Annotated in this window: 10 protein-coding genes; 4 read left to right on the forward strand and 6 right to left on the reverse strand. The window is 36.0% G+C overall.

All coding sequences use genetic code 11. The annotated features are described in order from the left end of the window. Positions 1 to 129 precede the first annotated feature (129 nt). The 4 genes from ACSVDA_RS03870 to fadR form a co-directional block, all read right to left on the reverse strand. The gene (locus ACSVDA_RS03870; protein WP_485880998.1) at positions 130 to 1692 is read right to left on the reverse strand and encodes an FGGY-family carbohydrate kinase; all 1563 of its coding nucleotides are present in this window, start codon (positions 1690 to 1692) and stop codon (positions 130 to 132) included. Positions 1693 to 1965: 273 nt separating this feature from the next. Continuing rightward, complete coding sequence (locus ACSVDA_RS03875) at positions 1966 to 3546, reverse strand: glycerol-3-phosphate dehydrogenase/oxidase (RefSeq protein WP_485881000.1); 1581 nt, start codon at positions 3544 to 3546, stop codon at positions 1966 to 1968. A gap of 14 nt (positions 3547 to 3560) precedes the next feature. Continuing rightward, complete coding sequence (locus ACSVDA_RS03880) at positions 3561 to 5150, reverse strand: FAD-binding oxidoreductase (protein ID WP_485881002.1); 1590 nt, start codon at positions 5148 to 5150, stop codon at positions 3561 to 3563. Positions 5151 to 5279: 129 nt separating this feature from the next. Beyond that, the gene (gene fadR, locus ACSVDA_RS03885; RefSeq protein ID WP_485881003.1) at positions 5280 to 5975 is read right to left on the reverse strand and encodes a fatty acid metabolism transcriptional regulator FadR; all 696 of its coding nucleotides are present in this window, start codon (positions 5973 to 5975) and stop codon (positions 5280 to 5282) included. A gap of 238 nt (positions 5976 to 6213) precedes the next feature. On the opposite strand from fadR, the gene ACSVDA_RS03890 reads away from it, so the two are divergent. After that, entirely contained in the window at positions 6214 to 6675 is a 462-nt protein-coding gene (locus ACSVDA_RS03890) for a site-2 protease family protein (protein WP_485881005.1), read from the forward strand. A 13-nt stretch (positions 6676 to 6688) separates the two neighbouring features. Here the strand turns inward: ACSVDA_RS03890 and ACSVDA_RS03895 are convergent, their stop codons facing one another. Further along, positions 6689 to 7714 (reverse strand): YkvI family membrane protein, encoded by a 1026-nt coding sequence (locus tag ACSVDA_RS03895; RefSeq protein WP_485881007.1) that lies wholly within the window; start codon positions 7712 to 7714, stop codon positions 6689 to 6691. 250 nt (positions 7715 to 7964) lie between these two features. On the opposite strand from ACSVDA_RS03895, the gene ACSVDA_RS03900 reads away from it, so the two are divergent. The 3 genes from ACSVDA_RS03900 to ACSVDA_RS03910 all read left to right on the forward strand — a co-directional run bounded on the left by ACSVDA_RS03900 (position 7965) and on the right by ACSVDA_RS03910 (position 10500). Then, on the forward strand, positions 7965 to 8690 hold the full coding sequence (locus tag ACSVDA_RS03900) for an MOSC domain-containing protein (protein WP_485881009.1): 726 nt from the start codon (positions 7965 to 7967) through the stop codon (positions 8688 to 8690). A 214-nt stretch (positions 8691 to 8904) separates the two neighbouring features. Further along, complete coding sequence (locus ACSVDA_RS03905) at positions 8905 to 9864, forward strand: RNA polymerase sigma factor (RefSeq protein WP_485881011.1); 960 nt, start codon at positions 8905 to 8907, stop codon at positions 9862 to 9864. Positions 9865 to 10125: 261 nt separating this feature from the next. Beyond that, a complete protein-coding gene (locus ACSVDA_RS03910; RefSeq protein ID WP_485881013.1) occupies positions 10126 to 10500 on the forward strand; it encodes a VOC family protein in 375 nt (124 codons plus the stop codon). A 550-nt stretch (positions 10501 to 11050) separates the two neighbouring features. Here the strand turns inward: ACSVDA_RS03910 and ACSVDA_RS03915 are convergent. Next, the gene (locus ACSVDA_RS03915) at positions 11051 to 11623 is read right to left on the reverse strand and encodes a histidine phosphatase family protein (protein WP_485881015.1); all 573 of its coding nucleotides are present in this window, start codon (positions 11621 to 11623) and stop codon (positions 11051 to 11053) included. Positions 11624 to 11789 lie beyond the last annotated feature (166 nt).

Genomic DNA, 11789 nt, shown 5'->3' on the forward strand with positions numbered 1-11789 from the left:
TTGATAAATATGCTCTCATTCTACTAATCTATAAGCTAAAAACCAGAGATGAATGAAGATCATCTCTGGTTTTTAATCGTATAAGGTGTCATCATTCGTTTTACAAGTTACTTACAATCTAATACTTTATTATAAATGCGCTGGGTAGCCTGTAATTGTTTGTATAGATTTGTATAGCGGCATTAATTTTGTGTACATTTTCTTATATACTTCCCTATATAACTGATCATATAACTCTACATTTTCTTTTTGTGGTTCGAAAACATCTCCGTCTTTAGTCATATTATTAACAGCATCTTCAACAGTAGTATAAATTCCCGCTCCAATAGCTCCCAAAATAGCTGCTCCTAACCCTGATGATTCGCTCACAGTAGGGCGTGTAGCAGGCAAATTAAATATATCAGCAGTTATTTGCAGCATTTTGTCACTTTTAGATCCACCACCACAAACAACGAGTTCTGTCATCGGAACCTTTGTCCGTTTTTCGATCCTCTCTCTACCTTCACGTAAAGAATATGCCAAACCTTCTAATAATGCCCTATAAAAGTGACCTTTAGCGTGCACACCACCAAATCCGATCACTGCACCCTTTGCATCTGGACCTGGGTATCTAATTCCTGGAGACCAAAATGGTTGTAGTACTAACCCCATTGAACCAGGAGGAACATCTGCTACTAAATCATCTAATAACTCCTCTACAGCAACGCCCGCCTCATTCGCTAGCATCATTTCTTCATTTGCAAATTGCTCCTTAAACCATGAAACCATCCAAAATCCTCGATAAGTCTGTACTTCTAAATTATATTGTCCTTGAGCAGCGCTAGGGTATGGTGGTATCAATTTAATCGGTTCTAAATATTTTTTGGAATTTACATTAATTGTTGCTGTTGTCCCATATCCAACACTGCCTCGATGTGGAGCTAGGCAGCCTGTCGCTAATACTTCACATGCCTTATCAGTTGCCCCTGCTATGACCGGCAAGCCCGCAGGAAGTCCAGTTTCTACAGCTGCTTCTGAAGTGAGTACACCCAGCTTTTCTCCTGGCTGAACGAGGGCTGGCAACATTTTTTCTTCAACAGGAATAGCCTTCCATTTCCAATGTTTCTTTGCTGACCACGACTGCTTTTTGTAATCAAAAGGAATATACCCAACTTGGTTTCCTATTGAATCAACAATATCACCTGTAAGTTTATAATTGATGTAGCCTGATAACAGTAGATAATGTGCGGTCTTCGACCAAATATCTGGTTGGTGCTGTTTGATCCAATTAGCTTCTGCCTCTGCTTGTAAATAATGAAGTGTTGTTGTTAATCCAGCTAGTCGAAAAACAGATTGCCACGCTGCTCCAACTTCAGGCCATTCTGTCGATCTACGTTGATCTAACCAAAGCATTGCAGGTCGTAACGGCTGTTTATTACGATCAAGGTTAACCATCGTCCCCCTTTGGGTAGTTACCGTCACTGATACAACTGCCTCTTTATTTACTTTACCTTGCGCAAATAATTTATTTGAAGATTCCACCAAACAATTCCAATAATATTCAGGATCTTGTTCAGCCCATCCAGGCTGATTTGAAAAATAAGCTGGTGAAAAAATTACCTTCGTATAATCTATTAAATGACCGTGTTTATCAAAAGCTAATGTCCGTACACTTTGAGTTCCTATGTCAATTGCCAAAACCGTTTCATCCATTGTTGTTCCTCCCCCCCCCACGAATAACAAACATGAAACAGCCTCTAAAAAAAACATTTAATAAAGTTATGAGGCTTTCTTCATACCCCTATCTATTTCAGTTCCGTTATAGCTCAAAGGAATGATTCAATAAACGTACATTATTTCCTATGATACCTTGATTACTCATGTTAATATGTCTTAACTTTGTAAATGTTAACATTCGTACTCAATAAGTAGCTGTATCACTTATCTCAATCGTCTGTTGTATCAAATTTTATAGCACGATTTCCCTCACTTAACTTCACGTAATAAATCTGGGCTATACCCTTGCTTCCATAATTTCTTATACCTAGCCACTTCATCGTCCCAACGTTCATCATCCCAATCTAGCAATGACTGTACCTCTACTTTTAGTCGGTCAAGTATGTTAATAGCTCCTTCAGGTAGTATCATACCGAGTCTAACTCTACGGAGTAACAAATCGTCTAAATGAACGATGGATTCATACTTCGCAGCCCAGCGTAATTCAGCCCATATTGTATTTGAATCTAGTATTAGTTCGCAGCCAGATTGATCTAATTCATCGGCAAATGTAGACCACTCATGTCCATAACGCCCAGATAATCGACGGCTGATTGTATCATTTAAATTGCACTTAACATCTACATCTTTAGATTCATCAGTTGATAGGTCATTCGTTGCTAACGTACTAGATGGTGTCACTACTTTTAATACTTTATTTATTGCTTCCTTTGCGAGAATATCAAATGTCGTTAATTTCCCACCAGTTACAGTTAATAAGCCATGTTCTGTCCATACACAATGATCTCTTGATTCTTTTGAAGGATCTTCCTTGCCTGTATCTACCACAGGACGAATGCCCGCAAACGTCGAAATCACATCTTCAGGTTTCAAATTATACGCTGGAAACATCTCATCTAATGATTCAAATAAATATTTCCCTTCTTCAAAACTAATACCTGGCTCTTTGTCAAGTGATTGATGATGATCAATATCCGTTGTACCGACAAGCGTTACTCCTTCCCAAGGGAACGCATAAATGTAACGACCATCCTTTTTATGGGCAAAGCTAACAGCTTGTGAAAGTGGGAATCGCCAATGTGGAAAAATTAAATGACTGCCTCTAAGAGGACGCATTTTCGGTGACTCCCCAACTTGTTTCCGAAGTTGATCAACCCACACACCTGTTGCATTTACTATCACTTTCCCACTAACTTCTGACACTTGCCCAGTCACAACATCTTTTACTACAACACCGTTCACTTCACCGGCTTGGTCTTTAGTTAATTTTTCTACTGCAGCATAATTTATAGCAACTCCACCTTGATGTTCAGCTTCCCTCAACACTCTAAGTACTAGTCTAGAGTCATCAGTCCTTGCATCATAATATTGTAAGCCATTACTTAGCCCTGTCTGTCTAAGACCTGGTGCCAACATACTCACATTAGCAGAGTCATACTTACGGTGATTTCTGCGCATAGCAATCATATCATATACAGTCAAGCCTGCTTGTAATACAAATGAACCTAAACGATCATCTTCATAAAAAGGGATGAGTATCCCTAATGGATCAACTAAACCTTCGCATTCACGCAGAAGCTTTTCTCTTTCAGATACAGATTGATAAGTCGTTTTGATTTGCCCTTGCTTTAAATAACGTAATCCGCCATGAACAAGCTTCCCTGAGCGACTAGATGTACCCCAAGAAAAATCTCTTTTCTCCAATAGTAAACACTTTAATCCAAGGCTTGCCGCTTTCCGAAGTATGCCTGCACCCGTTATTCCACCTCCGATAACAATAACATCCCAAGGTTCATTAAGACTTCTCCACTTTTCAACGCGGCTTGTCATTATAAACACCCCTTCTATAGTAGCTTATCCTTATTCATTATTTTTTCTGGATCAAGTGTATTGCTTAGGGTTCTAATCATTTCCATGCCAAGTGGTGTTTTCTCTGCTTCTAAATATGGTCGATGATCAACCCCTACTCCGTGCTGATGACTAATGGTTCCTCCATTTTTAACTATGGCTTCACTTGCAGCTTTTTTCAGCACTTCCCACCGTCGTTTCGTTTCCTCTGGTATATTTCCTATTCGAAATAAGTAAGTTGTATAGATACTTGAACCATGGGGATAGACATGTGAAAGATGAGTATATGCAAAAACATTTTCTCCGATATCCTTTAAACCGTTCCGAAATGCAGCTTCCACTGCCTCGGCAGTAGCGGGAACTCGATCCCATGTTGTTGCAGTTTCTACCGTATCAACTGCATAACCTTCTTCCCATAGGCTATTACGTAAATACGGTGAGCGGAAACGATTTTTCACCCAATGTTCACCCGCTTTTGTACCTACGAGCACACCTCGGTGCTTTTTAATCATTGCTTGTGCTTCACTAAGAGCAGCACTTACATGTTTTTTTGAACCAGTGACGCCATATAGTAGCATACATTTATTGTCATCTACACCTCTAAAATTAAGCCATTTCTCTAACAGAGCTATTGTTTTACTGTCTCCTGCCATCTTCAATTGAGATACTGTTTCCTCAGGTAAGCTTAAGCGCATCATAGAAAGAGGTACACTATTTTGTGCAATTTCCTTAATTGCTGCCATCCCTTGCTCAGCACCTGGAAAAAATGCAGTGTAGAACTTTTCCTCTTCTGCAATTGGTGTTATTTTAATTGTTACCCTAGTTACAATCCCTAATCTTCCTTCAGATCCCATTACAAATTCGCGCAAATCAGGCCCAGCTGCTGATGCAGGTAAATTAGGTAACTTCAAGCTACCAACAGGTGTTTCCATCACACCTCCGACGAATAACCTTTCAATTCGTCCATACTTTAATGATTGCTGTCCTGCTGAACGAGTAACAACCCAGCCACCAAGTGTAGAGTATTCAAACGACTGTGGAAAATGACCTAACGTGAATCCTTTAGCTTTTAACGCTGCTTCTAAATCTGGTCCACGTATACCAGCTTGAAATTCTGCCAGACAACCTTCTTCATCAATATGAAGTAATTTATTCATATGCCCCATGTCTATTGTAAGCGTAGGTTTGTCTCCAGGAAGCGCACTTAAATGTCCAACAACACTCGTGCCTCCTCCGTAAGGAATGACATTTGCCCCAACCTGTGAAGCAAATTTTAATAGTTCACGAACATCTTCATCAGTTGTTGGATATGCTACACCATCTGGGTATGTTGGTATCTTACCACTACGAATAGCAATAAAATCTCCCAAGCTTTGACCAACTGAATGTCTCAGTCGTTCTAGCGGATCTTTGCTAACGAGACGGTGATCAGGTAGTTTTGATGCTGGAACATTGGCTATAGCGTTCTCAAGCGATATATCCTCAGGACCCTGACTCGTACCCAATTCATTTTCTAAAAAGGACTTTGCGCCTCCTGGTAAGTCCATATTTACTGTATCGTCACCCCAACCGTTCCATCTTCTCATTTGTTTTTCCCCCATATTCATATATATTTCTAAAGGTTTTTTAAGCTGTTTTCGTGAAAAATAACATTTCATTCATCTTTTGTATATTCATATACATCAACTAGAAAACGCTTACAAAATTTGATTCAATTAAATACTTTGGCTTTTTTTCCATAAATCTATGCTTTTAATCATTTCTTCTTTGGTCAGTTGCTCAGCTTTATCAGCATCCCCAGCCATAGCTATTGCTAAAAGCTTAAGGTAAAATTCACGTGTTACTTCACGATTTTCCTGATGTGAGAAATACAACCTCCCCATCAAATTGTATATTTCAGTAAAGCTATTCATTATTAATAAATAGATCGGATTTTGTGCTAATTCTGCTAATTTTGTTTGGAGTTTCCAATCAAATAAAGTGAATTGCTCACAATCATCTTCCAATTCACTACTATTTGCTAACACTGCCACAACCTTAGCAGGGTTAGATAATACTGCCTTGTGAACAAATTCAGGAGCTAAAGCTGCTCTTACTTCTAATAAATGAACGATAAATTGCCCGTTTGGCTGGTCAGTATTTGTGACGATATTTTCGAGTGTATTTAAATTCCCTAGTTTCCAAAAATCATTTACGATCGTCGCATGCCCTTTTCTTTTTGTAAACCATCTATCTCTAGCTAAACGCTGAAGTGCCTCTCTCAAAGTAGGACGTGCTACACCTAACGTTGCAGAAAGCTCTCTTTCTGAAGGCAACGTACTTCCAGGGGGATATTCTCCGCTCAAAACAGCTTTAATTAATATATTTTCTACTGTTGTTGAGGAATTCTCGGAAATTGATTTTTCTTTCAAATCATTCACCTCCATTGTTGTAATTTTCAAAATTTTACAGAGACAAATAGATACCCTCATTATTTTCTATGCTATTAATTACTTACTGGTAAGTCAGCAATAATCTTGTGGTCTTACCACAATCATAAAATATCGCTATAGATATGTCAAAGAAAATTTAAATATATGTATTAGCTTCATCTATGATTCTCTAAAACCTTTATAGTATAATTGTTTTAAAAATATTGGTGGTTTTTATTTGGAATTATTATATTTTTTGTTCATTGTTACGCTCGTTCATTTAATTCATGAACTGGGCCACGCTTATTTTGGCACAAATTTCAAGGCTAAAATTAATGAGATATCGTTAGGAATTGGTCCTATTATCTTAGCAACAAAAACAGTATCGATACGACTGCTGTTTTTTTTAGGGGGTTATTGTTTTTGGGAGGAAAGGCATGTTTTATCTAATTTAAAGCTTAGTGTCATCCATTTAGGAGGCGTTATATTTAATTTTATTACGGCTACTATTATCTTGCTATTTATAAGCTGGGTGCCAGATCATTTATATGACATGATCATGTTGTTCATACTTTATTCATATTTTTTAGTCATTATTAATGTCATACCATACCGGTTTAACAAGAAGAAAAGTGATGGTTGGTTAGTATTAGAAGCTATTTATTTTGCTATTAGAAACAGAAGAAAACATTGTAAATGACAGATGAGTACATTCATCTGTCATTAGACGGCGTCTCTATATTCATTCTCTTATTAATAATGACTCTCAATGGATACAATAGAATAGACATTAATAATAATAGGTTGATAAAACCAGCCAATGGATATAGCACTGAAACTAATGCTGAAAATCCGAATGTTGTTAACGGAATAATAAGTAAAAATATAACAATTAAAAAGAGCCAAATAGGTATACGGAACCTTTCTCGTAATCTAGCTGATAAACCAAATATACCGGACGCAGCAGTTGTATAAATTGCAGTAAATAGAAACAACGACATAATTCCAATTATAAGCATAGGGAAATAATCTAAAATGGCATATAGAGGGATTTCCCATTCATTTATATCTACAGGTATTCGTATTAATGACTGGTTATAAATTAAGCATATGATACCTAATATTAATCCACTCCCAATACTTGCGATCACTGCTTCCCCTTTCGTATGTAGCTTCTTGCCAATTGCACCAAGTACCCCTATGATGGGCAAAATATTAAATGCAGTAAATGTAAATGCTGATAACAAGTTTTGTTTAGCACCCCATTGTAATATAAACGGTTCCTCCAGTTGATTCATAAACAAGATCAGCGTTACAATCAATCCAACTATAAGGACAGGAAAAATGTAAAAATTCACTACGATTAACCCTTTAAACCCCCAGAATAACTGCAAAGTTAATAGTAACAAAAAGATCATAATTGCTAACCAATAGGGTACATTAAAATGCGCTAGAACTGCTGCACCACCTGCTGTCATGACAACTGTTGTTGCAAATAAATAAAAAACAATGAGTACATCATAAAATTGAGCGAGCCTCATACCGACAAGTTTACGTAAAATCGGTAAAAAATGATCAGTTTTTTCCTCATAGCTTATTGATAAAACTACAAAACAGCTAAAAGTAAATATTAACATAAACAACACAATTGCCAGCTCACTACCTTCTCCAAAAAATTGCCATATCTCTTGTCCAGAAGCAAATCCTGCACCCATCATCACTCCTACAATTATTGACATCAACCTAAACCCTGCAAGCCACATCACTACACCTCACAATATGATTAATGTTAGTTAAACCTATATGCAAAATCATCTTTTTCCGAGGATGTATTTTCTTTAATTACATCCTTTATCTTTTGCTTCTATATTATATGTTTGCATTCGTAAAATACATTACTAATTAGCTAATGAGAGTAATAGGTTGACAAGCTTCCTACTAATTGTTGACAATGAGAGTAATATAAATGATCTATTAAGGAGGGTTCAAATGAAGGTAGGTAGAGTAAGTGAATTATATAGGTACCCAGTTAAAGCATTCGGTGGAGAACGGCTAAAAAATGCCCCTATTCATCATCATGGCATATGGGGAGATAGGTCTTTTGCATATAAAATAAATTCAAAATTCCTAACTATTGATAAATTACCCGAGTTAGTAAATTACAATGCTAAATATACTATCGAAAATGGAGAACCTAAAGTTAGTATTTCGTCAATTGACGGAACGACGTACGATTGGGGTGATCTAGCACTAGATAGTAAGCTTTTAACTCTTCTAGATGATGAATCAATCTCTAAAGTAAGACATGACCCTGAGAGCGAAAAAGGATCATATTGGGAAAATCACATATTATTGACTTCCACCGCTTCTTTAGCAAAAATAAGCGAGTTATGTAAAAGTGAATTATTGGATATAAGGAGATTTAGGCCAAATATCGTCATAGACCTTGAAAGTAATATAGCATTTGAGGAAGAAAATTGGGTCGGTAAAGAACTATCAATAAATGGAACAAGATATAAAATAGATAAGAAATGTGTCAGGTGTGCTTATGTTAATGTTGATCCTACAAATCCTACAGAAATAAATCCGAACATATTAAAGACGATCGTTAAAGAACGGGAGGCATTTTTTGGCGTATATGCTTCAGTAGTCGCATCGGGTGAGATTTACGAAGGATCTCAAGTATTCCTGCATGAAAACGATCCAACAATTTAAAGAGTTTGTCGTAAACGTTGTTGTTACGAAAATAATATCAACTAATGAAGAATTGATATAATTTCTTCTTATAAGATGCAATGATATCCCGAATGTGATTTGTATACGAGTTCATACCCTTAATATGAAAAGCAACATTCATAGCGACTTATTTTTTGAAAAAACTATAACACGCTGATGAAACATTGTTTATCAAAGTGACAAGGAGATGGAAATGTCTACTAACAACTTGAACGAGCTTGGCGATTCTTTACGGTCAATTGATCAAGCTTTCAAAAAACAAATTGAACCATACCGCCAAGATTTGTGGAGATTTTGTATGCATTTAACTAAATCTCCATGGGATGCTGAAGATTTAGTCCAAGACACTTTACTTAAATCACTATCTGTATTAGCGAAAGTATATCAACCAGTAAATACCAAATCATATTTATTTAAAATTGCTTCAAACTTATGGATAGATCAAATGAGAAAAACTAAAAAGCATACCGACATCATACAAGCAACTGCTAGCCAAGACAAGCTAGACAATTATCAATTCGAGCTCATTGAGCATTTAGAAATTGTAATCGCTTCGTTAACACCTATCCAATATGTGACGCTAATTCTTGGAGATGTTTTCTTATTTAAAGGGAAAGAAATTGCAGAAATTATAGGTTCGAGCCAATCGGCAGTAAATACTAATTTACATAGAGCCAGAAACATCATGAAAAAGAAACACCTTGACCTTCAAGAAGTTTTCCTAAAGGACTACAAAAAAGATGTTCAAACAAGCAGGGCTATGAACTTATTACTTGAAGGATTCAGAAAAAAAGATGTGAAGCTAATCTCTTCATTACTTGATGAAAATATCGTTACAGATATAGTTCATTCAGGCTTTGAAATGGGAGCAAACGAAACACGTAACAATTCCTTAAATGATTGGCATAATATCGTTCGAGATCAGCAAGATATCGTTGTTAATTATATAGAATTGTGGGGTCAACGTGTATTAGTTGAAATGGAGAAAAAACTAGATAATGAATTATACTTAAATAATATCCATTATTTAGAAATAACAGACAACAAAATAACTTACTGGAAATTTTATTGTTTTTCGTGGGATATCATGAAAAGAGCAGCTGAAACGTTAGAGGTGCAATTAAATGCTAGATACTATTATCATATTTTCTAATATTTATTTCTTAAAATTATTACTCTTAGGCTTAAATTAGAACAGCCCTAGTGATTTTGTATTTGTCATCTTGTTAAGAAGAAAAAGATTACTGTTATCGCATTCATCGTTCCTTTATCATTCGTGACATGTTTTCTTTGCTAAAGCCTATAAAAACCATAAAAAAAATTTATTATCGTTGTAAGAATTCACTATTTAACTTCGTCTTATATAATAAGATTCTGTAATTTGGAATCTAAAATATGGAAGGAGAGTGGAATTTTGCAAAGTCCTATTAAAAATCAGTTGAACATAACATTTGTCCCTGTAAGTAACATGAAAGAGTCTGTGAAATGGTATAGTCATTTATTAGGCCAAAGTTATGATGAAAGGAAGGTTGACAAACCTGTTTTTAACATGAACGTTAATGGTTATACAAATTTGTTATTGGATGCAGGACCTAAAGGGCAAACACAACACGTATGCCCTTCTCCTCATCCTTTATTTAGCTTTTTCACCGAAGATATAGCAGCTTCTTACGAATACGTTCAAAAACTTGGCTACACGATTCATTCACCAATACAAGAATTTGATGACATATCGTTTTTCGTTATTAAAGACCTAGATGGAAACCTAGTGATGATTTGTGCTGACTAACAATCAGTGAACTACTTGGCACTTATCAACGTTTGAAGTGGAGCTTCAGTTCAAAGATGAAAGTAGCCCTTCGTCTCCTTGAACGTTTCTTCCTGCGTACGTTCATAGATATAAATCTATTTGTGCCTTTATTATTATTTAATGAGAGGTAGGAAAGCTGGTTTTAACATAGCAAAATCACTCAAATCTATACCATCTTTTACCATAATGCAAGTTATGAGGAAATTATAGCCCAATTTAGCTAACGTCATCGAAAATTCATCTCCACGTTACTATTGGGTTTACATCCTTTACACGTTTGTTAGAAAAAGGTTAGTTAGCTCCACCTCATGAGTGCTAACTTCTTTTCTTTAAACTAGCTATTAATGCAACAGCTGCAGTCACTCCAGCTGCAGCTGTTATGACAAGAACAATTAATATTAATAGTTTAAACATGATAAATGTAACCTCCCTATCAATTAATGGCTTTCTAACTATTGCCAATTTTGAACCGCACTTTCAAATGGTTGTCATTCACATCATACAATAAAGCAGGAAACTTCTGAGACTATTACAGATTTAAGGTATATGTAGTACACCCCCAGTGTTTAGAGCTTGTTCTACTGTTCCCTTTCCACCCATTGCTCTTTAGCTCCTTAGCAATAAGCATGTTAATAAACCCGTGACCAACCAATACTATCGATGTATACTTTTGAGCATAGTCCACTAATAATGCAGATGCTTCTCGAGCTCTATTTTTGGCAATACGGTAAGACTCACAATCCGCAGTGACATAACCGCTAAACCACATGCATCTTAATATCAATGCCCAAGTACTTGGTCTTAATTTCATCCCCCATAATGTTGTTTTTGGAGTCGGTAATGCTGTTTCTCGGAACAAAGGAATTGAGATTGTTTTTACGTTGGGATTTAATAATTTTACTGACTCAGTAGTGCGTTCTAGGTCACTTGAAATGACCAATTTTGCTGTAGAAATTTTCCTAACGGTTTCTGTAGGGTAAGACTTTTCTTCAAAAACCCCTATATGATCATATTTTTCAACCCAATCTTTAAACTGCGTACATGTTATTACATTATTATCTGTATGTTTTGATTTGCCATGTCTAATCAATGAAATTTCCATAATCATTCCCCTGTTATTAAAATGATTTATTAGTTTGTTGAAATACTATACAGAGTTCCACTTTTCTTTTCATTTCCCAAATGTGAATAGTAGCTGTTTCACAATAACAATATTTCCATCAACAATTACAATACCTTTTTCTATTTAATATGTCCTATAAAGTTAG

Origin of the sequence: Cytobacillus sp. Hm23, assembly GCF_051842895.1 — a bacterium.
Classification (GTDB): Bacteria; Bacillota; Bacilli; order Bacillales; family SM2101; genus Nanhaiella.

Excerpts from the sequence above, each read along its gene's own strand:
- ACSVDA_RS03875 (WP_485881000.1), bottom strand. The coding sequence starts at position 3,546 with ATGACAAGCCGCGTTGAAAAGTGGAGAAGTCTTAATGAACCTTGGGAT.
- ACSVDA_RS03900 (WP_485881009.1), top strand. The coding sequence starts at position 7,965 with ATGAAGGTAGGTAGAGTAAGTGAATTATATAGGTACCCAGTTAAAGCA.
- ACSVDA_RS03915 (WP_485881015.1), bottom strand. The coding sequence starts at position 11,623 with ATGGAAATTTCATTGATTAGACATGGCAAATCAAAACATACAGATAAT.
- ACSVDA_RS03880 (WP_485881002.1), bottom strand. The coding sequence starts at position 5,150 with ATGAGAAGATGGAACGGTTGGGGTGACGATACAGTAAATATGGACTTA.
- ACSVDA_RS03895 (WP_485881007.1), bottom strand. The coding sequence starts at position 7,714 with ATGTCAATAATTGTAGGAGTGATGATGGGTGCAGGATTTGCTTCTGGA.
- ACSVDA_RS03870 (WP_485880998.1), bottom strand. The coding sequence starts at position 1,692 with ATGGATGAAACGGTTTTGGCAATTGACATAGGAACTCAAAGTGTACGG.
- ACSVDA_RS03905 (WP_485881011.1), top strand. The coding sequence starts at position 8,905 with ATGTCTACTAACAACTTGAACGAGCTTGGCGATTCTTTACGGTCAATT.